The sequence below is a fragment of the Caulobacter flavus genome (genome assembly GCF_003722335.1).
Taxonomy (GTDB): domain Bacteria; phylum Pseudomonadota; class Alphaproteobacteria; order Caulobacterales; family Caulobacteraceae; genus Caulobacter; species Caulobacter flavus.
The window spans coordinates 519,982-539,833 of sequence record NZ_CP026100.1; the positions used below are offsets into that span (position 1 = coordinate 519,982).

The window sequence follows — 19,852 nt, forward strand, 5'->3', positions numbered from 1 at the left end:
CGTTTCACAAGCAAAGGCTTGCCGGGAGGGAGCGGTTGAGGCGCGTCGCGCGTTTCACTGACCGCAAGTTCCGCAACGACACCCTCAACGCCTGGGGAACGCCCATGCAATCGTCAGACCCCAACCATCCGATCACCTGCGCCCGCGAAAGCGGCCGGGTCCGCGTGCTGTTCGAAGGCCACGAGATCGCCGACAGCGACGACGTCCTGGTGCTGCGCGAGGCCGATTATCCGCCCGTCCGCTACTTCCCGCGCGACGACGTGGCCATGGCCTTCCTGCGCCGGTCGGACAAGACCACCCGCTGCCCCTACAAGGGCGTGGCGACCTACTATACGATCTATCGCGACCGGCAGATCATCGAGGACGCCGTCTGGTCTTACGAGGCCCCGCTGCCGGGGATGGAACGCCTGGCCGGACGCCTGGCCTTCTATCCGCAGCACGTCGACTTCCAGAACGACGCGCTGAGCCCGGCCGAGACGGCGACCCTTCCGCCGGGAACCGCCCCGCGCGACGCCCGCGACATCGACGAGATCGTCCGCCACACCGACAGCGGGTCGGGCTCCAGCCAGGCCGAGCACTGGGACGCCAACGTCTCGATGCCCGACGACGAGGCCTGGGAGGGCGACGAGGATCAGGTGGTCGGCCGTCCATATCATGGGACCGGATCGATCTGAGGCCCGCTCGCCGCCGGTGAAGTCGGCGGGTCGACACAAGCCACTGTGTTGGAACGCACATTTTTGTGAGTCCGTGGCTCAGTTGCTCTTGCCAAGCGTTGCAACCCGGGAGATCGTATCAAATGAAACCGCCCGCTCCCGCCCCCAAGGGAGAACAGAGGCGGGGGAGGAAGACATGGCCTATCTCAGCATGGGGGCGCGCCCCGATACCGCGCCTTCGCGTCGCCGAGTCCGTTGGAGCCGCGTGGCCGTCGTCGGCGCCAGCATCGTGCTCTGGGCCGGCCTCATCGCCCTGGCCACCGTCCTCTTCTGACTTCGCGCGGACGACCCTCCGCCGGCGGGCTTCGCCGACGATGAGGTCCGTCGCATGACCCTGCATCCCTGCCGCCCGATCACGATCGGCGTCGCCCGTCCGGCCGACACCGTCTATGCCTATGCGGCCGATCCCGAGAACATGGCGCAATGGGCCGCCGGCATCGGCGACGGCCTTCGTCGCGCCGACGACGAGGCGGGCGTCTGGATCGCCGACACGCCCGCCGGCGAAGCCCGCGTGCGCTTCTCACCCGCCAACCCCTTCGGCGTTCTCGACCACTGGGTGACCCTGCCCGACGGCGCGGAGATCGCGGTGCCGCTGCGCGTGGTGGCCAACGGCGACGGCGCCGAGGTCACGCTCACCCTCTTTCGGCTGCCCGGCATGGACGACGCCGCCTTCGAGCGAGACGCCGCCGCCGTGACCCGCGACCTGGAGACGCTGAAGGCCAAGCTGGAGAGCCTCTAGGCCTCGGCGTCCCCCGCCAGCGGCGAGCGGAAGAACCGCGCCCAGCCCCACGCCGCCAGCCAGCAGACCATGGCCCAGGCCGCGCCGACGCACCAGCCGGCCAGCACGTCGCTGGCCCAGTGCACGCCGAGATAGACGCGGCTGAGCCCCACCAGCACCGACAAGAACACCGCCGAACCCAGGGCCAGGGCCTTGAGCCGGCGCTTGGGCGCGAAGCGGGCCGCCAGCGCCCCCAGGGTCAGGAACACCACCGCCGACAGCATGGCGTGGCCGGAGGGAAAGCTGGGATTGGCCGCCTCGACGGCGCGATAGGCCAGGTCGGGCCGCTCGCGCAGGAACAGGTGCTTGAGGCCCTGGCTGATGCCGACCCCGCCGACCGCGCCGACCACGACCACCAGCGCCTCGGCCCAGCGGCGCAGGCTGGCGCAGACCGCCAGGGCCAGGACGACCAGCAGGGTCAGCACCGTCACCGACCCCAGGGCCGTGACGTCGGCGGCGGCCGTGTGCAGCCATTCTGGACCGATCAGCTGGTGCGGCTGGCCCGGCACGCGCAGCGCCTGCAGAACCTGCAGGTCGATGGCCCGGGTGTCGCCCTCGGCCACGTCGTCGGCGATCTCGAGAAAGGCCAGGAGGCCGAGGCCCGCCACCAGGAGGGCGGCCGTGGCGGCGATCTCGCGCCGGGCGGCCTTCAGCAGCAGGGCCAGGTCACGGCGGGGATCGAGGCGGAGCTTGAGCGGCATGCACCCTCAACGCGCGAAAAGCAGATTGGCCGCAACCGGTATTCGGCATGTATAGCTACAATGTTTCATGAGAGAAACATGAACCGTTCCTGAGTTGCTTCGTTCATCACCAGTCCAAATCGACCTCACTAAGGTGGGCACATCGAAGGGAAAGGACTTGTCATGAAACGTCTCATCATCACCGCCGTCGCCGCCTCGCTGCTGGCTGGGACCGCCCTGTCGGGGACCGCCATGGCCCAGCCCCGCCACGACGACCGTCACGACCGCTACGAGCAGCAGCGCGCCTACGAAAAGGGCCGCCGCGACCAGGCTCGCTACGAGCGCAAGGAAGATCGCCGCGAGTACCGCCGCTGGGCCAAGGGCCAACGCCTCGACGCCCGCTATCGCGCCGACAGCTACTACGTGAAGGACTACCGCCGTCACGGCCTGCGCCAGCCGCCCCGCGGCTACCGCTGGCAGCGCGTGAACGACCAGTACGTCCTGGCGGCCATCGCCACCGGCCTGATCGCCTCGGTGATCATCGCCAACAACTAGGGACCTTCGGATCCTCAAGACGAAGGGCGGCGGAGCAATCCGCCGCCCTTTTGGCGTTTCAGAACCTCCCCCTGTGGCGGAGGTGATCGCGCAGCGATCGGTGGGGGAGTATTGGGGGCGCGACTAAGATCCCGACAGTTGAAGCCGCCCCCCCACCGGCCTTCGGCCGCCTCCCCCACAGGGGAAGGTTCCTTACGGCGCGGCGCCCCTTTTCCCGCAATTCCCCCCTTCCCCTCCCAAAGGTGGAGCGCTAATCGAAAACCCATGCCCGAACTGACCGACAGCCACGCCGCCGATCCCCTGATCACCCTGGCCCCGGACAAGTGGGTGACGCTTCGCGACGCCTTCGGCGTGGACAGCGACATGAAGGTTCCCGCCTTCAGCCATCGCGACAGCCACGTGCCGGAGATCGACAGCGCCTACCGCTTCGATCCGCAGACGACCAAGGCCATCTGCGCCGGCTTCGCCAAGGATCGCCGGGTGATGGTCCAGGGCTATCACGGCACCGGCAAGTCGACCCACATCGAGCAGATCGCCGCGCGCCTGAACTGGCCGCTGGTGCGCGTGAACCTCGACAGCCACGTCTCCCGGATCGACCTCGTCGGCAAGGACGCCATCGTCCTGAAGGAAGGCAAGCAGGTCACCGAGTTCCGCGAAGGCATCCTGCCCTGGGCCCTGCAGCGCCCGATCGCCCTGGTGTTCGACGAATACGACGCGGGCCGCCCGGACGTGATGTTCGTCATCCAGCGCGTGCTGGAAGCCGGCGGCAAGCTGACCCTGCTCGACCAGAACCGGGTGATCCGCGCCAACCCCTATTTCCGCCTGTTCTCGACGACCAACACCATCGGCCTGGGCGACACCACGGGGCTCTATCACGGCACCCAGCAGATCAACCAAGGCCAGATGGACCGCTGGTCGATCGTCACCACGCTGAACTACCTCGAGCACGACGTCGAGGCGGCCATCGTGCTGGCGAAGAACCCGCACTACGACACCGCCGAGGGCAAGCGCACCCTGGCGGCCATGGTCCGCGTGGCCGACATGACCCGCAACGCCTTCATGAACGGCGACATCTCGACGGTCATGAGCCCGCGCACGGTGATCACCTGGGCCCAGAACGCCGAGATCTTCGACGGCGACATCGGCCTGGCCTTCCGCCTGACCTTCCTCAACAAGTGCGACGAGCTGGAGCGCGCGACCGTCGCCGAGTTCTACCAGCGCGCCTTCGGCCAGGACCTGCCCGAAAGCGCCGCCCGGGTGAAGGTGGCGTAAGGGGGCCTGCCCCTCAGGCGCCCTCCACGGAGGTCCAGGCGCCGATCGAGCTGCCCGGCGCCCACCGCAGGAGATAGACCGCGCCGTCGACGCCGGCGGCGAGGATGTTCAGCGCGCCGTCGGCATGGGCGATGGCCAATGGACCGGCCAGGGCGCTCTGGGGCGGATGCCCCAGGCTGCGCTCCGGCTTCCAGCCCTTGGCGTACTCACGCACGAGCACTTCGCCGCCGACCACCGCGCCGACGACGTACTTGCGCGGACCATAGCGCCCCGAGGCCAGGCTGGTCGCGCCCTTGAATTGAAAGGGCGTCTTCGTCCAGTCGCCCCACCGGGCCGCCGCCGACCGCTCCCAGACATGGCCGTCCGAGCCCGCCGCATAGAGGGCGTAGCGTCCGGCCACGTAGTCGACCGCCGTCACCGGCCCGGTCAGGCGAACGCCGGCGGGCGCGCCAAGATCGTTCCAGCCCTTCCAGTCGCCGGCCGCCCACCAGCGTTCGTGAAGCTTGCCGTCTTCGCCGACGGCATAGAGGCCGTAGCGGCCGGCCGCCCAGCTGACGGCCGACAGTTGCAGCAGCCGCGTCCCCGCATGGGGCAAGGCGGCCCAGCCTTGTTCACGTCCCCTGCTCAGATCTTCCTCGTGAACCCTCCCGGCCTGATCGAGGGCGTACAGCGCTCGCCGGCCAGCCGCCCACGACACGGCGGCCATGCGTCCTGTCAGGCCGATCGGACCGCCCAGTTCGCGCCAGCCGCCCCATGCGCCGCGCACGCAGGCCTTTTCGAACGCCTGCCGCTCGCGGTTGAGCCCGAAATAGGCGAACTGCTGGGGAAGCCAGGCGCAGGCGGCCAGATCCGGACCGGCGACGGGATCGACAGGGATGCTGACGATGCGCCTGTCCTCGACGCCGAGATCCACGACCTCGCCGAACTTTCCGTCCACGCGCCCGCCGTCGCAGACCAGTTGGTTTCCCTTGCAGACGATGGTCCGCTCGACCCCGGCGATCGAAATGATGACTCCGTCGGACGCCGCACGGTCGCTGAGCGGCGTGCCCGGCTGACCGCAGAGGACCGAGAAGTCGACGCTGGCGCCGCCCGGCAGGAAGACGTCCTGATCGCGCGCCCGCGTGTCGCTGTAGCGCAGCCAGAGCGGCGCCTTGGCCGTGTTGGTCACGCGGCGCAGATAGATGTGAGAGGACATGAAGGGCTCCTAGATCAGGATCGGCGCGGGCTTGGGAATGGCGGCGGCCCACGGTACGGCGGCGTCGCGCGCGGCCTTCCAGAGCGGCGTCCAGTAGGTCTCGACCAGGTCGGCGACCATGGCGTCGTCCTCGACCAGGCAACCGAATTCCTGCAGCCCCTCGTTCAGGGGCGGGATCGGATAGAGGTTGTCGGACCCGACGTAGAAGGCCCTGTCGTCGATGATGTAGACCTTGGCGTGGTTGGCCGGCTCGCAGGCCGGCCCGCAGACCCAGCGCCACTCCCCAGGATCGGCCCGCACGCGAAGCGGCGCCACGGTCGCGAACTCCTGGCACCGGGCGATCGCGGCGGACAAGCTCATGCCGTGGCGGCGCATCATCTGGTCGACCAGCACCTGGACGGCCGCCAGCGGTCCGCCTGCGACATAGGCCGCGCCTGCCCCGTCCTTGGCGTCCGGATTGCTCAGCACGATCTGCACCTCGACCTTCTTGTGGATCGCGTCGGCCAGCGCCGCGATCACGGTCGCGTTCGCCGCCAGTTCGTCGCCCACCTTGAGGAAGACCAGGTCCTGCTGGGAGATGCGGATCAGGCGCTCGGCCGAGCGGATCGCGAGGACCCGCGCCGTGGCGCTGGCCTCGCCGGCCCGGCTCACCCGCTCGACGCCCGCGCCCAGGCGGCCCAGCCCCAGCATCCGTCCGCTCGTCTCCGAAGCCGGCGGCGGCGGCGCATGCGGATCGGCCGCTATCCGGGACAGGGCTGCATAGGCGAACTCGCCGCGATGATATCGGCGCGACCAGGCGTGCTCGCCCGGCCTCGGCAAGCGCGGCGTGGTGATCGTCCGGTTACGCGCAGCGTGAGCCCAGAGCCGATTGAGGAAAGCCTGCGGCGCCTGGACGGCCGGGCCCTGGATGCGCACCGACAGGTCGTGGACAGGCGCGAAGCCGCAGTAGGAGGGATCCCACATGTTGTGGCCGCCGATCAGCATCTCGCGGCCATCGACGATCAGCAGCTTGGCATGGTTCCAGGACCCCAGCATCGGGGTCTGGGCGCACAGATAGATCGGGATCTCCGGCGGCGCGCCCAGACCCGCCAGCCAGAAGTCGATCTGTGGAAAGACCTTGTGGGTCAGATAGGCCTTGTCCATCGCCTGCGCGCCGTTCGCGGGCAGCGGAAGGCCAGCCAGCACCCGCATCACCACCGACGTGCGAGCCTTGGCCGGGATCCGGTGCAGGCCACGATGGATGGCGTCGCGGAACAGGCCGTTGGGCGGCGGCCACAGAGTGGACAGGTCGATCGACTGCCGCGCCCCGGCGACGATGTCCTCGACGGCGGCGACCAGTTCGTGCGCGGGCTTGGTCTCGCCCGTCCAGTAGTCGTTTTTCGCCGGGTCCTGGCCCCAGAGGTTGGGCGTCTGCAGCAAGGAAAGGCTGTTGCCCCCGGTCACCGCGTAGGTGACGCCCTCGTGGCGCAGGTCGACGCTGTCGTCCTCGCGCAACTGCCTGTGGATCTCGTCGATCAGCGATGGGTGGGCGGACAAGACGGGCTCCCCGATAAACCGGCGCTCCATCTGGCGCCCGATCGTCCATAGGCTGTGGCCACGGAAGGCCGTCAGGCCTTGCGTCTCTGGATTTGACGGTCCGTCTCACCACTGCGATACCCGCCAAGGTTGCCATCAGACGAGGCGATGATGCCGACGGTTCCTTGGCTTGGCTTCTCGACCGACGAGATCGCGCGTCCCAACCGGCTGGACGCCTGGCGGACGGCCATGGCGCCGTTGTTCGAGGTGGCCGCCCCCGACGACGACGGCCACGCCTTCGAGGGGGCGGCCTTCACCGCCTTCCTGGGGCCGCTGGCGGTCGGCGGCACGCGGATGGGCGCGCTGGCCTATGAGCGGACCAAGGCCCTGGTGCGCCGAGACCAGACCGACCACTTCCTGCTGCGCCTGGACTACACGCCGTCGAGCCCCGGCGGAATTCTGCGCCTGATCGACCTTGGCCAGCCGATCCGCCTGCCGCCCGAGCCGATGGTATGCCTGTGCGCCTTCATTCCGAGGGACGCCCTGCTCGGCGTCCTGCCGCAGGCCGAAAGCCTGCATGGACGCGAGATCGGCGGGGCGCGGGGACGGCTGCTGGCTGATCACCTGCGCGGCGTCGTGCGGGCCGCCGGCGAGGCCGACATCGCCGACGCCCCCGCCCTGGCCGAAGCGACCCTGCTGACCATCGCCGCCTGCCTCTCGCCATCGCCCGTTCGCGACGAGCCGGCCATGTCGATGGTCGAAGCGGCCCTGCTGCGCCAGGCCCGCGGCATGATCGAGCGCGAACTCTGCGACCCGGGGTTGACGCCCGCGCGGCTGGCCGCCGGGCTGTCGATCTCACGCGCCACGCTGTATCGGCTGTTCCAGGCCGACGGCGGCGTCGCCCGTTACGTCCAGAAGCGCCGGCTGCGCTGCATCCACCGCCTGCTCGGCGATCCCCGGGAGCGGCGCACCATCGGCGAGCTTTCGTTCGACTTCTGCTTCGGGGACGAAGCCAGCTTCGCCCGCGCCTTCCGGCGGGAGTTCGGCTGCACCGCCTCGGAGGTTCGCGCCCGGAAAGCCGCGCGCACCTGGGACCCGGCCGTCCCCGAGGCCGCGCCGGACGACCTGTCCGCCGACGGCCGGATCGCGCTCTGGGGACAGTGGATGCGAGGCCTCGGGATCTGAGCGGCGCGGCGCCAGCTGTGCCTCGAAGGCACAGCTGCTTGTCCTGGAAGCCCCTTGAGCGGCGGGGAGGCGGTTCGCACCTGAGCCGTCCCTTCATGCCCCGAAAGAGCCCGCCCGCATGTCCGCCCTGTTCACGCCCTTCCGCCTGAAGGACGCCCAGCTTCGCAACCGCATCGCCATTCCGCCGATGTGCCAGTACAGCGCCGAGGACGGCGTCACGACCGACTGGCACCTGCCGCACTATGCCGGCCTGGCGCGCGGCGGCGCGGGCCTGGTGATCGTCGAGGCCACGGCCGTCTCGCCCGAAGGCCGCATCAGCCCCGGCTGCACCGGCATCTGGACCGACGAGCAGGCGCAGGGCCTGGCCAGGATCGCCGCCGCCATCAAGGCGGCCGGCGCCGTCCCCGGCATCCAGATCGCCCATGCCGGCCGCAAGGCCAGCGCCAACCGTCCGTGGGAAGGCGACGACCACATCGCGCCGGACGATCCGCGCGGCTGGGACACCATCGCCCCCTCGGCCATCGCCTACGGCGCGGGCCTGCCCAAGGTTCCGCGCGAGATGACCCTGGCCGACATCGAGCGGGTGAAGGCCGACTTCGCCGCCGCCGCCCGCCGCGCCCGCGAGGCCGGCTTCGAATGGCTGGAGCTGCACTTCGCCCACGGCTACCTGGCCCAGAGCTTCTTCTCGCGCCACGCCAACCACCGCACCGACCAGTACGGCGGGGACGCGGCCGGCCGCGGCCGGTTCATGGAAGAGACCCTGGCGGCCGTCCGCGCCGAGTGGCCCGAGAACCTGCCGCTGACCGCCCGCTTCGGCGTGCTGGAATATGACGGCCACGACGAGGAGACCCTGGTCGAGTCGATCGACCTGACCCGCCGGATGAAGGCCGGCGGCCTGGACCTGCTCAATGTCAGCGTCGGCTTCACCATCCCCAACACCAGCATCCCCTGGGGCACGCCGTTCCTGGGCCTCATCGCCCGGCGCGTGCGCGAGGAAGCCGGCCTGCCGGTCGCCTCGTCCTGGGGCCTGGACGCCCCGCGCCTGGCCGAGCGCCTGGTCGCCGATGAGCAGATGGACCTGGTGATGATCGGCCGCGCCCACCTGGCCAACCCGCACTACGCTTACGAGCTGGCCCAGGAACTGGGCGTCGACCGCCCCACCTGGACCTTGCCGGCGCCTTACGCGCACTGGCTGGAGAAGTACCGTCCCGCCACGGAACTGGCGGCGGCTGCGGAGTAGCGCCCCTCTCCCGGAGGGGAGAGGGAGGGTGAGGGGAGACGGCGCCCGACGGCGTGCCGGCGCTCCGGTTGAGGGCGTACCCCCTCATCCTCCCGCGCCTGACGGCGCGGGCCCCTCCTTCTCCCTATGGGAGAAGGTAGATTACAGCGGCACCGCGAAGGTCTGCTTCACCGTCTGGGCGGGGATGTCGGTCTTGACGTTCAGCACGCCCCGGATGCGGCTGAGATGATCGGCCTGGAAGCGGCGATAGGCGGCGATGTCGGCGGCGACCACGCGCAGCAGCATGTCGCAGTCGCCGAGCATGACGTAGCACTCGACCACCTCGGGCATCTTGTTGATCTCGGCGACGAAGTGGTCGACGGCGTCCTCGTGCTGCGAGTTCAGCCAGATGCGGGTGAAGAAGGTCTGGCCCCGGCCGACCTTGGCCGCGTCGACCACCGCCACGTAGCGGGCGATCACCCCCGCCTCCTCGAGGATCCGCACCCGCCGCAGGCAGGGCGAGGGCGACAGGCCGACGCGCTTGGAGAGCTCGGCGTTCTGGATGCGGCCGTCCTTCTGCAGCTCGCGCAGGATCCGGCGATCGATGTCGTCCAGCTTCATGGAATTCTCTGCTACGATCGAGCAATCTACTTCGCTTGAATGCCAATCATCGATCATATGGGAGCATGATCGCAACCCGATTGCGCGCCTCTTGCGCTAGGCTGCCATTCCTTCCCGCAACCGCTCCTCCCCCGGTCGCCCATGCAAGCCGAAACCTGCGCTCCCGCCGCCATGCCTGGCGACGGGCCTTCCGAACTGCGGCCTGGATCCAGGCCCGAATTCCTGCGGGGCCTCGTCGCCTCGCTGCCGGTCACCGCCGGCTTCACGCCCTTCGCCCTGGTGCTGGGCGCCCAGGCGGCCCAGAAGGGCCTGACCGCCGTCGAGACGCCGCTGATGACGGGGCTGAACTTCGCCGGCGGGTCGGAGTTCGCGGCCATCGGCCTGTGGACCTCGCCGCCGCACCTTGCGCTGATCGCGGCCGTGACCCTGATGGTCAACAGCCGCCACCTCCTGATGGGCGCGGCCCTGGCGCCGTTCCTGAAGGCCCTGCCCAAGCGCCGGGTGCTGCCGGCGCTGTTCCTGATGTGCGACGAGAGCTGGGCCATGGCCCTGGCCGACGCCCGCTCTCGCGGAAGCTTCAGCCTTGCGCACTATCTGGGCGTCGCCCTGCCGATGTGGCTGGCCTGGATCGTCTTCACCACCCTGGGGGCCCTGGTCGGACCGGTGCTGGGAAACGTCGAGACCCTGGGCTTCGACATGGCCTTCCCGGCCATCTTCCTCGTGCTGCTGCGCGGCATGTGGAGCGGCCTGCGCGCCGCGCGGCCGTGGCTGGTCAGCCTGGCGGTCGCCGCGACCGGCCACCTGCTGGCGCCCGGCGCCTGGACCGTGGCGGCCGGAGCGCTGGCGGGCCTGGCCGTCGCCTGGCTGTGGGCCGGCGCGGACATGAAGACTGGCCAGGAAGGAGCCGCGGTGTGATCTCCCTGCCCGTCTTGCTGACCATACTGGCCATGGCCGCCGTCACCTACCTGACCCGCATCGGCGGCTATCTGGTGCTGAGGAACCGCACGCTGGGGCCGCGCGCCACGGCGGTGATGGAGGCCGCCCCCGGCTGCGTGCTGATCGCGGTGATCGCGCCGCACTTCGTCTCGCCCCGCCCCGCCGACCTGCTGGCGCTGGCGATCACCTTCCTGGCGGCCCTGCGCCTGCCGATGCTGGCCGTGGTGCCGATCGGCATCGTCGCCGCGGCCGCCCTGCGCTGGCTGCTGGGCTAGGCGTCCAGGCGCCAGGCGGCCTCGAACTCGCCGGCGGCGACGCGGGTCAGCGACAGCCTGTCGTCGCCGTCCTCCGCCCCGTCGCCTTCGAGCAGGGCCTCGACGGAGTCGTGAAAGTCGTCTTCCGACAGGCTGCCCTCGCCGGGCAGTTCGTGCTCGCGGCCGACATAGCCCGCGACCGCGTCGCGCTCGCGGCTGCCGTCGCGGAAGACGTCGACCAGCCGCAGTACGCGGCCCTCGTCGTCGACCTCGTAGAAGATGGCCACGGGTTCCTCGGCGTGGTCGTGGTTCCAGTCGCAGCGGTAGTGAGAAAGGCTCATGGTCGCCCCTTTCCCCGAACTGCGGCCGCGAGGCAAGCGCCGACCTTGCCAGCCGGGGTCGGCGCGGCCATGTCTTTGCCCATGACCACGCCCGCCGAAGACCTGCTCGACCGCGCGGCCGCCGCCGCTCTTTCGCTGGCCGCCGACCGCCCCTGGCCCCAGATCGCGCTGCGCGACATCGCCGTCGCGGCCGGCGCGCCGTTCGCCGAGCTCTATGTGAGGGCCGACAGCAAGGCCAAGATCCTGGCCCACCTGTCGCGGCGCTTCGACCAGGCGGCGCTCAACGCCGACGCCGGCGAGGGCGCGGCCGCCCACGACCGGCTGTTCGACGCCGCCATGGCCCGGGTCGAGGCCATGGAGCCGCATCGCCACGCCCTGATCGCCATCGGCAAATCGGAAGGCCTGCCCCGCGCCGCCGTCCGCTTCCCCAAGACCGCCCGGGCGATCCTGGAAGCCGCCGGGATCGAGGCCACGCCCGTGCGCCTGGCGGCCATGACCGCCGTCTGGGCCCGCACCCTGCAGGTCTGGCGCGACGACGAAGGCGCGCTGAACCGCACCATGGCCGAGCTCGACAAGCGCCTGAAGCAGATGGCCGAGCAACTGGCCAAGGTCGGCGCGGGGTTCTGAGAACGGTGATGGAACGCGAGCCCGGAACCCGCCATGCGCCCTGAATACCTGTTGCTTGTCCCGTGCCTCGCGGCATGTGGCGTCGGGATACTCGCCCGACGCGTTTCGTGGGCTGCGCGCTGGGCGGCGCTGTCGGCCGGCCTCCTTGGTCCGCTGTTCGTCGTGGGCGCGCCGGTCGGCCTGGTTCATGTCGCGGCCGGCGTCGGCGGCGCGGGGCTGTTCCTCGGCGTGCTGCGGATCTCGGGCGGGCTCATCGCCCACGCCGAGCGCGTGTCCCAGACTCCGCGCGTTCGCTAGTCAGGCCTCGTTCCACGACAGGCTGGCCGTCCGCGCCACCCTGACCGAGCGCGGAACCGGCGGCGGCACGGTGGCGGGCCAGCGCGCGCCGAGGAAACGGTCCTTGCCCAGCCAGGCCAGGGAGACGCTGTCGGACTGGTTGCCGCCCAGGATGCGGAAGGCGCCCGTGTCGTCCTCGCCGGCGTAGAAGCCCACGTGGCCCTTGCCGCTGCCCCGGCTTTCTCGCCAGAATACCATGATCGCCCCCGGCGTCGGGGTGATTGGAATGCCGAACCGCTCCCAGGCCCTGGCCGACAGCAGGCTCGAGGGCGTGGCCTCGCGGTCGAGCGTGCTGCTGACGCAGTGGCCGACGAACAGGCCGCACCAGGGGATGTCGTCGCCGGTGTAGATGGACTTCAGCCCTTGCTCGGAGGCCCAGTCGAGGATCTCGGGATTGTCGCCCTTGCCCGGCTTTTCGCGCGTGCCGATCAGGCGGCGGGCTTCCTGGAACCAGACCAGGCTGGGATCGTCGAAACCGGTCAGGGACAACGGCGTCGGGGCGGCGGCGGCCGGCGCGCCCTGAAACAGCGCCGCCAGCGTCAGGGGACCGACCACGCCGTCGGGCTCCAGTCCGTGGCGGGTCTGAAACCGGCGGACGGCGGCGATGGTCTGACGCCCCCATATGCCGTCGATCGGCCCGGGCGTGTAGCCACGCGCGGCCAGTTGCTGCTGGATGTCCTTGATCTTCATGACCAACCCTCTTCGGAACACCGCGGCGGGAGAGATGAACAGGCCAGATAATCAACTATAAGCGGCATTCAAGGCCGTTGCGCGCAATGGAGAAATACGGGAGCTTCGCCGCATGCAGCGCCGCGCCCGCACCGTGTGAGCGGCCCGGCCGACTAGCGCGCCCTAAGTATTTGATTTGGATAATTTTCAACGCCTCACATGATTTCATGTGAGGCTAAAAGGCTCTAGCCAGGCAGCCGCATCACCGCCCGCAGGCCGCCCATCGGCGAGCGCTCCAGCACCAGGTCGCCGCCCAGCCCCCGCGCCATGTCGCGGGCAAGCGCCAGGCCCAGGCCGACGCCCTTCTCGTTCTGGTTCCGCGACTCGTCGAGACGGTTGAACGGCTTGAAGGCCTCTTCGTAGCGGTCCTCGGGAATGCCGGGGCCGTCGTCGTCGACGACGATGTTGACCCCGCCGGTCAGCCGGGCCTCCAGCGTCACACGCACCGTCTCGCCGTGGGCGGCGGCGTTGTCGACCAGGTTGGCCAGGGCGCGCTTGAAGGCGCTGGGCCGCAGGTTGGCCGCCAGGTCCTGCTCGAGCACGGTCTCGACCCGCGCCCCGCCGCGCTCGGCCGCGGCGCAGACCCCGGCGATCAGCGGGGCCAGCTCGACCTCCTGCAGCGCCTCGCCGCCCTCTCCGCGGGCGAAGGCCAGGTACTCGTCGATCATGTGCTCCATCTCGGAGAGATCGCGCTTGATGGCCTCGACCTGCGCGCCCGGCTCGGCCAGGGCCATCTCCAGCTTCAGCCGGGTCAGCGGCGTGCGCAGGTCGTGGCTGACGCTGGCCAGCAGGGCCGTGCGTTGCTCGATGTGACGCTGGATGCGGGCCTTCATGGCCAGGAACGCCTGGGCCGCCTGGCGCACCTCGCGCGCGCCGTGCGGCTTGAACTCGTGGTCGAGGCCCCGCCCGAAGGCGTCGGCGGCGTCGGCCAGACGCTCGATGGCCCGCACCTGGTTGCGGATGAACAGGATGGCGATGGCCGTCAGCAGCATCGTCGCCACCACCATCCACAGGATGAAGATGTGGCCCTGGGTGGCGAAGGCGCGATCGGTGGGGGCGTAGATCCGCAGCACGCCCTCCCTGACCTTCACCTGGATCTGGACGTGGGCGGCGTAGCGGTTGGAGGCGTCGAACCAGAACGGCTCGTCCAGGCGCTCCTCCAGAGCCCGCTGCATCGAGCGGTCGAGCGAGGCGAACATGGCCGGCCGCTTGCTGGTGGGCAGCTCGCGCCCCCGCAGCAGGGCGATCGACAGGTCCATCGTCTCCTCGGCTCGCTGGGCCATGCGGTCGACGGCGGCCGGGCTGGGATCGTCCTGGTAGGTGGCCACGGCCCAGGCGATGTCGCCGGCCAGGCCCTCGGACAGGCGACTGTTCACCGTCTCCCAATGGGCGTCGAAGAACCCCCAGGTGACGGCGATCTGCATCACCGCCACCGGCAGGACGATGATCAGCAGGGATCGGCCGAACAGCGAGGTCGGCAGCCAGCGCTTGATCTGGCGCGGAATGAACAGGCGGGTGCGCAGGCGCATCTACTGCGCCCCCGAGAAACGGGGGAGGTGACCGATCAGTGAACCTCCCCCCGTGGGGGAGGCGATCGCGCAGCGATCGGTGGGGGGAAAAGCTACGAAGTCGGCCAAGCGCGAGAGCGGCTGAAAACGCCCCCCCACCGGCCTTCGGCCGCCTCCCCCAGAGGGGGATCGTTGCATAATGGGGTAAAACAAGAACGACTTTCCCCTTTTGATTCCGAACTGTTCTCGAACGGATTCTGGTCTGTTCTTCGACGTTCCGAATTTCGCAACAGTCCCCCAGAGGGGGAGGTTCCTCGACGCGAAACCCCCATCAATCCGGCGCCAGCCGATAGCCCACGCCCCGCACGGTCTGCAGGTACCTCGGGTTCTTGGGGTCGGGCTCGATCTTGCGGCGCAGGCGGGTGACCTGGACGTCGACGGCGCGGCCGGTGGCGTCGGCGGTGTCGCGGGCCAGCTCCAGCCGGTCGACAGGCTCGTGCAGGGCGCGGGCCAGGCGCCGCAGCAGCGCGACCTCGGCCTCGGTCAGGCGCACCGGGGCGCCGGCCCTGGTCAACTCGCCGCGATCGGGCATGAAGGCGCAGTCGCCCATGACGATCTCCTGCGGCCCCAGCGGCTTGGGCGCGGCGCGGCGCAGGATCGATTCGATGCGCAGCAGCAGTTCCTGCGGCTCGAACGGCTTGGCCAGATAGTCGTCGGCGCCGTGGGTCAGGCCCTCGATGCGGTCGCCGGCGGCGTCGCGGGCGGTCAGCATCAGGATCGGCATGCGACCGACCTCGCCGCCCTTGGCCCGCACCCGCCTGGTGAAGGAAAATCCGTCCTCGCCCGGCATCATCACGTCGAGCACCAGCAGGTCGAAATCCATCACCCCGATCAGGCGGTCGGCATGGGCGGCGTCGGCCGCGGCGCTGACCCGGAAGCCGGCGCGGCTGAGGAACTGCTTGAGCAGCTCGCGGATACGGTCGTCGTCGTCGACCACCAGGAGGTGGCGGTCGCGTCTTTCCTCGGGGCTCACAGCGCCTCCCTTCGATTGACGCCCACGCCCTGGCGTGATCCGGCCAGGGCCGCGAGGATCCGCCGCGCGCCCGGAACCCCGTCGAGGCCGCCGGTGCGATAGGCCCGGCCCAGCAGCGCGCGCAGCCGCTCGCTGACCCGCGCCTCGAAGGCCTTGCCGGCCTCGGTCAGCACGGCGGGCCGGCGACGCGCGTCCAGATCGCCGGCGGCCTTCTCGGCCAGGCCCAGCTTCTGCAAGTCGCTCAGCGTCTTGCTGGCCGCCTGCTTCGACAGGCTGGTGAGCTTGGACAGGTCCTGCACGCCTATGCCCGGACGCCGCCGCAGCAGGAAGGCCGCCCGCCAGTGCGAACGCCCCAGGCCCGGCCCCTCGGTCTCGAGCACGCCGTCGACCGCCGCCCACAGCGCCGCCTCGGCCAGGAGAATCAACTCCAGGCCGCCGTCGAGCTCCTCCTCGCGCAGGATCAGGCGGGGATCGGCGTGCGGCGTCATGCGGTCGCGTCCATTTCGTTTGACCTTCCGGCTCCTCGGGCGTCTAAGGACCGGGTTCCAAATAAGGAGGTCTTGGACCGATGTCTCTCGTTCCCTTCGATGATCGCGACGGATGGATCTGGCTGGACGGCCAGTTCGTTCCCTGGCGCGAGGCGAAGGTGCACGTATTGACGCACGGCCTGCACTACGCCTCGTCGGTGTTCGAGGGCGAGCGCATGTACGGCGGCGAGATCTTCAAGCTGACCGAGCATACCGAGCGCCTGTTCAAGTCGGCCGAAATCCTCGACTTCGAAATCCCCTACACGGTGGCCGAGATCGACGAGGCCTGCAAGGCGACGGCCGCCAAGAACGGCCTGTCGGACTGCTACGTGCGCCCGATCGCCTGGCGCGGCAGCGAGATGATCGGCGTTTCGGCGCAGCAGACCAAGATCCACGTGGCCATCGCCGTGTGGGACTGGCCCAGCTACTTCGACCCGGCGCTGAAGGCCAAGGGCATCCGCCTGACCTGGGCCAAGTACAACCGCCCCGATCCGAAGACGGCCCCCGTCGCCGCCAAGGCCGCCGGCCTCTACATGATCTGCACCATCTCCAAGCACGCCGCGGAGAAGGACGGCTACACCGACGCCATGATGCTGGACTACCGCGGCTACGTGGCCGAGGCGACCGGCGCCAACGTGTTCTTCGTCAAGGACGGCGTGCTGCACACGCCCAAGCCCGACTGCTTCCTGGACGGCATCACCCGCCGCACGGTGATCGAGATCGCCAAGGGCCAGGGCGTCGAGGTGGTCGAGCGCCACATCGAGAAGGAAGAGCTGGCCGGTTTCAGCGAGTGCTTCATCGTCGGCACCGCCGCCGAGGTCACCCCGGTGGCCGAGATCGGCGAGTTCACCTTCACGCCCGGCAAGCTGTCGCTGGGCCTGATGGACGCCTACGCCGCCCTGGTGCGCCGCGAGGAAGTCGTCCCGGCCTGAGGACTGTTTCGAGCTTTGAATTGGAAGACCCCCGGGGCGGCGACGCTCCGGGGTTTTTCTTTGGGAGAAGACCCCCTCAGTCGCTCCGCGACAGCTCCCCCAGAGGGGGAGCATCTCGAAGAACCCTGCGCCGACCAGATCCTCCCCCTTTGGGGGAGGTGGCCCGGAGGGCCGGAGGGGGCCCCGCCTCAGCGGGGCCCCACCGTCGCCACCAGCCATCCGCCGCCCCACGGCGTGTTGACCACCGCCTCGTCGTGAACCTCGCCCATGGCCTTCAGGCGCCGCCACAGGCGCAGCGGCTTCAGCGACAGCCACATGGTCAGGCCCACCGCGCCGCCCGGCGCCAGCATGGGCCGGTAGTGCTCGATCAGCGGCTCGAGCTCGCCCAGGTGCTCGATGCATTCGGAGAACACCACCACGTCGAAGGTCTCGTCCGTGCGGAAGGCGCGGCCGTCGCCCAGCAGCAGCTCGACCTGGCCCGAGGCGATCTCGGCCGGCAGGCGCTTCTGGCCGGTGATCACCGCCGGCTCGGAGAAGTCCACGCCGACATAGCGGGCGGGCCGGTGATTGCGCAGGGCCTCGAAGAACACCCCCTCGCCGGCCCCGATCTCGAGCACGCGGGGGCTGGGCCAGCGGTCGGCGATCATGGCGGCCAGCAGGCGGTGATGGTGGCGCTGGTCCGAGCGGTGCAGGCGGTCGTAGACGCCGTCGCGATATTCCTGGTCCCAGCGCTCGACCGGAGCGGCGCGGAAGGCCTCGCCCTTGCGCTTCTCCATCAGGTCGCCCAGCCACGGGCGATCCAGCGACGCCATCTCGATGAAGCGCCGCCAGCGCAGATAGACCATGACTTCCCCCAGAGCGGGGATGCTCCCCGAAAGCGGCGGATGATGGCGGTCAGGAAGCTTGACTACAAGCGCCCTACCCCGCCACCCGGGCCTCGATCTCCTCCAGGCGCGCGCGGGTGGCGACGAGGTCGAGGCCGAAGCGGGCCGGGTCGGCGGCGGCCAGGCGCGCGGTGACGTCGTAGCTCTCGCGATAAAGGTCCAGCGCCCGCATGCGGTGGCCGCGATCCTCGCGCAGGTCGGCCAGGCGCTCCAGGGCCACCGACAGCGCCCGCTGGGCGCCGGGATCGGCGGCTTCGCGGCCGCCGGGCGAGCGGCGCAGGGCCAGGGCCTCCTCGAAGGCGGCCAGGGCTTCGTTCAGCCGCCCCTCGGCCTCGGCGGTGTCGCCGACCCCGGCCAGGGCCCCGGCCAGCAGCTCGTCCGCCGACGGATCATTCGGCTGGGCCTTCTTGACCATGCGGGCGTAGGAGACGGCCTCGTCATAAGCCTCGCCGGCGTCGTCGTGGCGGCCCTGGGCGGCGGCGAAGTCGCCCAGGTCGCGATAGGCGATCGTCCGTTCGCGGTCGCTCTCGGCGGCGCGGACCAGCCTGGCCAGCACGCGGGCGGCCGGGTTCCAGGCCTCCGAACCGCACAGGGCCAGCATCTCGGCGCGCAGGATCTCGAACTCGGTCGCCCCGATCGGAGCAGGCGCGGGCGTCGGCGAAACGGTCTGGGAGGCGGCGGGAGCGGTCGTCATCGACGCGACCATAGCCGAAATCGGCGTCGCCGGCTCGGGCCCGCCCATGTCGAAAGGCTTGGTCAGGGAACGCTCGCCCCCGCGAGCGCTCCCTTTCCTGCGACGCGTCCCCCGACGCGACGTCCCCATCCCGGGAATCAGGGCGGCGACGAGAAGGATTCCCCCCAACGTCATCGCCGCCCAACCGGCGGTCGTCCGATGCGGCTCGAACGGGCCGAGATCCCAGCCGAAGGCCCACGTCCCCAGCGTGCCCAGGCCTGAGATCACGTATCCCGACGTCGTCAGGATCAGCCCCAAGATGATCCCTACGATGCGAGCCAGCATGTCGCCCCCTCCACGACTTACGTCCGCCAGGGGCGGAAAGTCATAGGACCGGGCGACCGGCGTCGAGCATACTCGCCTGCCAGGGGAACGCTGATAACCTGGAAGTCGCCCGCGCGGGCGCCGACAGTCGTTCCTGCCTCTAAATCAACCACGTGCGCGGTCGCGGATAGGCCTCTCCGCGCACGAGGAAGGCGATTCCGGCGATGCAGCGGACGACGAACCAGAGGCTGATCGCCGAGATGATCGCCACGCCCGCGATGATCATCGGCACGCCGACCAGCACCAGCGAAAGCGGGATACCGAACAGCACCAGCGCGCCGCCGAGCAGGAACCAGGCGATCGACAGCCAGAAGGTGCGGATCGCGAAGGTGTAATGGCTTTCGTTGATCGGCCCGGCCTGGCCGCGCTGCACATAGGCGACAATCAGCCCGATGAAGAAGGTCAGGCCGTTGCTGAAGCCCAGCAGATAAAGGCCGTAGACCACCGCCGGGACGATCTTGTCCTCGGAGTGGCGCTCGGCGACGGGAGCGAGGTCGGTCATCTGGCCTCAGAGCATCCAGTTGCGGGGCGTCGGATAGGCCTCGCCCTTCAGCAGCCACTGCAGGCCGACGATCGCGCGAACGGTCACCCAGATGCCCACGGCGACCAGGATAAGGGCGCCGATGCCGATGATCAGGGTCAGCACGCCCAGCAGGCCGCCCAGCAGCGACAGCCAGAAGGTGCGAATCTGGAAGACGTAGTGGCTCTGCAGCCATTCCGGCGCCGTAGCCTTCGAGACATAGGCCAGGATCACGCCGATGACGGGCGAGATCCCCGTCACCCAGCCGGCGATGTAGCAGGCGTAGACGATGATCGGCATGGTCTTGTCGTCCTGCAGCGTAGGCGGGACGGCGGGGTCGGGCTGGGCGTCGGTCACGGGCTTCCTGGATCGAAAAAGCGATGTTTCGCCGATGCTCGCCAAAAAAGCGCGGCGATGCAAATGAAGCTTCCGAAA

At 69.9% G+C, this 19,852-nt stretch carries 25 protein-coding genes; 12 read left to right on the plus strand and 13 right to left on the minus strand.

Features of this window, described 5'->3' with window-relative positions:
- Nucleotides 1-104: 104 nt before the first annotated feature.
- From C1707_RS02470 to C1707_RS02475, 3 genes are all read left to right on the plus strand, one after another.
- A complete protein-coding gene (locus C1707_RS02470; protein WP_101711843.1) occupies nt 105-674 on the plus strand; it encodes a DUF427 domain-containing protein in 570 nt (189 codons plus the stop codon).
- A gap of 175 nt (nt 675-849) precedes the next feature.
- Nucleotides 850-987 (plus strand): hypothetical protein, encoded by a 138-nt coding sequence (locus tag C1707_RS25945; RefSeq protein ID WP_164467259.1) that lies wholly within the window; start codon nt 850-852, stop codon nt 985-987.
- Between the two features lie 54 nt (nt 988-1,041).
- Nucleotides 1,042-1,452, plus strand: coding sequence for an SRPBCC family protein (locus C1707_RS02475; protein WP_101711683.1), 411 nt, complete (start codon nt 1,042-1,044; stop codon nt 1,450-1,452).
- On the opposite strand, the gene C1707_RS02480 is transcribed toward C1707_RS02475, so the two are convergent.
- Nucleotides 1,449-2,192, minus strand: coding sequence for a phosphatase PAP2 family protein (locus tag C1707_RS02480; RefSeq protein ID WP_101711682.1), 744 nt, complete (start codon nt 2,190-2,192; stop codon nt 1,449-1,451). The genes C1707_RS02475 and C1707_RS02480 overlap by 4 nt on opposite strands.
- Nucleotides 2,193-2,354: 162 nt before the next feature.
- Here C1707_RS02480 and C1707_RS02485 point away from each other — a divergent pair, with 162 nt between their 5' ends.
- Nucleotides 2,355-2,726: an RcnB family protein gene (locus tag C1707_RS02485; RefSeq protein WP_101711681.1), complete on the plus strand. Its 372-nt coding sequence runs from the start codon at nt 2,355-2,357 to the stop codon at nt 2,724-2,726.
- Between the two features lie 264 nt (nt 2,727-2,990).
- The gene (gene cobS / locus C1707_RS02490) at nt 2,991-3,998 is read left to right on the plus strand and encodes a cobaltochelatase subunit CobS (protein WP_101711680.1); all 1,008 of its coding nucleotides are present in this window, start codon (nt 2,991-2,993) and stop codon (nt 3,996-3,998) included.
- 13 nt (nt 3,999-4,011) lie between these two features.
- On the opposite strand, the gene C1707_RS02495 is transcribed toward cobS, so the two are convergent.
- The gene (locus C1707_RS02495) at nt 4,012-5,193 is read right to left on the minus strand and encodes a PLL family lectin (protein ID WP_101711679.1); all 1,182 of its coding nucleotides are present in this window, start codon (nt 5,191-5,193) and stop codon (nt 4,012-4,014) included.
- 9 nt (nt 5,194-5,202) lie between these two features.
- The gene (locus C1707_RS02500) at nt 5,203-6,729 is read right to left on the minus strand and encodes a phospholipase D-like domain-containing protein (protein WP_101711678.1); all 1,527 of its coding nucleotides are present in this window, start codon (nt 6,727-6,729) and stop codon (nt 5,203-5,205) included.
- A gap of 150 nt (nt 6,730-6,879) precedes the next feature.
- Here C1707_RS02500 and C1707_RS02505 point away from each other — a divergent pair, with 150 nt between their 5' ends.
- A complete protein-coding gene (locus C1707_RS02505) occupies nt 6,880-7,893 on the plus strand; it encodes a helix-turn-helix domain-containing protein (RefSeq protein WP_164467260.1) in 1,014 nt (337 codons plus the stop codon).
- A 118-nt stretch (nt 7,894-8,011) separates the two neighbouring features.
- Entirely contained in the window at nt 8,012-9,133 is a 1,122-nt protein-coding gene (locus C1707_RS02510) for an NADH:flavin oxidoreductase/NADH oxidase (RefSeq protein ID WP_101711676.1), read from the plus strand.
- Nucleotides 9,134-9,274: 141 nt separating this feature from the next.
- Here the strand turns inward: C1707_RS02510 and C1707_RS02515 are convergent, their stop codons facing one another.
- Nucleotides 9,275-9,733 (minus strand): Lrp/AsnC family transcriptional regulator, encoded by a 459-nt coding sequence (locus tag C1707_RS02515; protein ID WP_101711675.1) that lies wholly within the window; start codon nt 9,731-9,733, stop codon nt 9,275-9,277.
- 141 nt (nt 9,734-9,874) lie between these two features.
- Here C1707_RS02515 and C1707_RS02520 point away from each other — a divergent pair, with 141 nt between their 5' ends.
- Nucleotides 9,875-10,648, plus strand: a complete 774-nt coding sequence (locus tag C1707_RS02520) for an AzlC family ABC transporter permease (protein ID WP_205686815.1) — start codon at nt 9,875-9,877, stop codon at nt 10,646-10,648.
- Nucleotides 10,645-10,944, plus strand: coding sequence for an AzlD family protein (locus tag C1707_RS02525; RefSeq protein WP_101711673.1), 300 nt, complete (start codon nt 10,645-10,647; stop codon nt 10,942-10,944). The genes C1707_RS02520 and C1707_RS02525 overlap by 4 nt, the downstream gene beginning before the upstream one ends.
- Here C1707_RS02525 and C1707_RS02530 read toward each other — a convergent pair.
- Nucleotides 10,941-11,264, minus strand: a complete 324-nt coding sequence (locus C1707_RS02530) for a DUF6881 domain-containing protein (protein WP_101711672.1) — start codon at nt 11,262-11,264, stop codon at nt 10,941-10,943. The two genes, C1707_RS02525 and C1707_RS02530, sit on opposite strands and share 4 nt — an antisense overlap.
- 81 nt (nt 11,265-11,345) lie before the next feature.
- Here C1707_RS02530 and C1707_RS02535 point away from each other — a divergent pair, with 81 nt between their 5' ends.
- Nucleotides 11,346-11,891, plus strand: a complete 546-nt coding sequence (locus C1707_RS02535) for a TetR family transcriptional regulator (protein ID WP_101711671.1) — start codon at nt 11,346-11,348, stop codon at nt 11,889-11,891.
- 33 nt (nt 11,892-11,924) lie between these two features.
- Nucleotides 11,925-12,188, plus strand: a complete 264-nt coding sequence (locus C1707_RS02540; RefSeq protein ID WP_101711670.1) for a hypothetical protein — start codon at nt 11,925-11,927, stop codon at nt 12,186-12,188.
- Here the strand turns inward: C1707_RS02540 and C1707_RS02545 are convergent, their stop codons facing one another.
- From C1707_RS02545 to C1707_RS02560, 4 genes are all read right to left on the minus strand, one after another.
- Nucleotides 12,189-12,917 carry an NlpC/P60 family protein gene (locus tag C1707_RS02545; RefSeq protein ID WP_101711669.1) on the minus strand — a complete coding sequence of 243 codons (729 nt, stop codon included), beginning with the start codon at nt 12,915-12,917 and terminating at the stop codon, nt 12,189-12,191.
- Between the two features lie 224 nt (nt 12,918-13,141).
- Entirely contained in the window at nt 13,142-14,485 is a 1,344-nt protein-coding gene (locus C1707_RS02550; RefSeq protein WP_101711668.1) for an ATP-binding protein, read from the minus strand.
- A gap of 310 nt (nt 14,486-14,795) precedes the next feature.
- On the minus strand, nt 14,796-15,497 hold the full coding sequence (locus C1707_RS02555; RefSeq protein ID WP_101711667.1) for a response regulator: 702 nt from the start codon (nt 15,495-15,497) through the stop codon (nt 14,796-14,798).
- Entirely contained in the window at nt 15,494-15,985 is a 492-nt protein-coding gene (locus tag C1707_RS02560; protein ID WP_101711666.1) for a MarR family winged helix-turn-helix transcriptional regulator, read from the minus strand. Before C1707_RS02560 ends, C1707_RS02555 begins: the two co-directional genes overlap by 4 nt.
- An 80-nt stretch (nt 15,986-16,065) precedes the next feature.
- On the opposite strand from C1707_RS02560, the gene C1707_RS02565 reads away from it, so the two are divergent.
- Complete coding sequence (locus C1707_RS02565; RefSeq protein WP_101711665.1) at nt 16,066-16,956, plus strand: branched-chain amino acid aminotransferase; 891 nt, start codon at nt 16,066-16,068, stop codon at nt 16,954-16,956.
- Between the two features lie 188 nt (nt 16,957-17,144).
- Here C1707_RS02565 and C1707_RS02570 read toward each other — a convergent pair whose 3' ends face one another.
- From C1707_RS02570 to C1707_RS02585, 4 genes are all read right to left on the minus strand, one after another.
- Nucleotides 17,145-17,801 carry an SAM-dependent methyltransferase gene (locus C1707_RS02570; RefSeq protein WP_101711664.1) on the minus strand — a complete coding sequence of 219 codons (657 nt, stop codon included), beginning with the start codon at nt 17,799-17,801 and terminating at the stop codon, nt 17,145-17,147.
- A 73-nt stretch (nt 17,802-17,874) separates the two neighbouring features.
- Nucleotides 17,875-18,534, minus strand: coding sequence for a hypothetical protein (locus C1707_RS02575; RefSeq protein ID WP_240633849.1), 660 nt, complete (start codon nt 18,532-18,534; stop codon nt 17,875-17,877).
- A 463-nt stretch (nt 18,535-18,997) separates the two neighbouring features.
- Nucleotides 18,998-19,399 carry a DUF4870 family protein gene (locus tag C1707_RS02580; RefSeq protein WP_101711662.1) on the minus strand — a complete coding sequence of 134 codons (402 nt, stop codon included), beginning with the start codon at nt 19,397-19,399 and terminating at the stop codon, nt 18,998-19,000.
- A 6-nt stretch (nt 19,400-19,405) separates the two neighbouring features.
- Nucleotides 19,406-19,774 carry a DUF4870 family protein gene (locus C1707_RS02585; protein ID WP_101711661.1) on the minus strand — a complete coding sequence of 123 codons (369 nt, stop codon included), beginning with the start codon at nt 19,772-19,774 and terminating at the stop codon, nt 19,406-19,408.
- Nucleotides 19,775-19,852 lie beyond the last annotated feature (78 nt).

Excerpts from the sequence above, each read along its gene's own strand:
- C1707_RS02480 (WP_101711682.1), bottom strand. The coding sequence starts at position 2,192 with ATGCCGCTCAAGCTCCGCCTCGATCCCCGCCGTGACCTGGCCCTGCTG.
- C1707_RS02520 (WP_205686815.1), top strand. The coding sequence starts at position 9,875 with ATGCAAGCCGAAACCTGCGCTCCCGCCGCCATGCCTGGCGACGGGCCT.
- C1707_RS02535 (WP_101711671.1), top strand. The coding sequence starts at position 11,346 with ATGACCACGCCCGCCGAAGACCTGCTCGACCGCGCGGCCGCCGCCGCT.
- cobS (WP_101711680.1), top strand. The coding sequence starts at position 2,991 with ATGCCCGAACTGACCGACAGCCACGCCGCCGATCCCCTGATCACCCTG.
- C1707_RS02510 (WP_101711676.1), top strand. The coding sequence starts at position 8,012 with ATGTCCGCCCTGTTCACGCCCTTCCGCCTGAAGGACGCCCAGCTTCGC.
- C1707_RS02540 (WP_101711670.1), top strand. The coding sequence starts at position 11,925 with ATGCGCCCTGAATACCTGTTGCTTGTCCCGTGCCTCGCGGCATGTGGC.
- C1707_RS02560 (WP_101711666.1), bottom strand. The coding sequence starts at position 15,985 with ATGACGCCGCACGCCGATCCCCGCCTGATCCTGCGCGAGGAGGAGCTC.
- C1707_RS02575 (WP_240633849.1), bottom strand. The coding sequence starts at position 18,534 with ATGACGACCGCTCCCGCCGCCTCCCAGACCGTTTCGCCGACGCCCGCG.
- C1707_RS02515 (WP_101711675.1), bottom strand. The coding sequence starts at position 9,733 with ATGAAGCTGGACGACATCGATCGCCGGATCCTGCGCGAGCTGCAGAAG.
- C1707_RS02570 (WP_101711664.1), bottom strand. The coding sequence starts at position 17,801 with ATGGTCTATCTGCGCTGGCGGCGCTTCATCGAGATGGCGTCGCTGGAT.
- C1707_RS02485 (WP_101711681.1), top strand. The coding sequence starts at position 2,355 with ATGAAACGTCTCATCATCACCGCCGTCGCCGCCTCGCTGCTGGCTGGG.
- C1707_RS02505 (WP_164467260.1), top strand. The coding sequence starts at position 6,880 with ATGCCGACGGTTCCTTGGCTTGGCTTCTCGACCGACGAGATCGCGCGT.
- C1707_RS02495 (WP_101711679.1), bottom strand. The coding sequence starts at position 5,193 with ATGTCCTCTCACATCTATCTGCGCCGCGTGACCAACACGGCCAAGGCG.
- C1707_RS02580 (WP_101711662.1), bottom strand. The coding sequence starts at position 19,399 with ATGACCGACCTCGCTCCCGTCGCCGAGCGCCACTCCGAGGACAAGATC.
- C1707_RS02545 (WP_101711669.1), bottom strand. The coding sequence starts at position 12,917 with ATGAAGATCAAGGACATCCAGCAGCAACTGGCCGCGCGTGGCTACACG.
- C1707_RS02470 (WP_101711843.1), top strand. The coding sequence starts at position 105 with ATGCAATCGTCAGACCCCAACCATCCGATCACCTGCGCCCGCGAAAGC.
- C1707_RS02565 (WP_101711665.1), top strand. The coding sequence starts at position 16,066 with ATGTCTCTCGTTCCCTTCGATGATCGCGACGGATGGATCTGGCTGGAC.
- C1707_RS02550 (WP_101711668.1), bottom strand. The coding sequence starts at position 14,485 with ATGCGCCTGCGCACCCGCCTGTTCATTCCGCGCCAGATCAAGCGCTGG.
- C1707_RS25945 (WP_164467259.1), top strand. The coding sequence starts at position 850 with ATGGCCTATCTCAGCATGGGGGCGCGCCCCGATACCGCGCCTTCGCGT.
- C1707_RS02530 (WP_101711672.1), bottom strand. The coding sequence starts at position 11,264 with ATGAGCCTTTCTCACTACCGCTGCGACTGGAACCACGACCACGCCGAG.
- C1707_RS02475 (WP_101711683.1), top strand. The coding sequence starts at position 1,042 with ATGACCCTGCATCCCTGCCGCCCGATCACGATCGGCGTCGCCCGTCCG.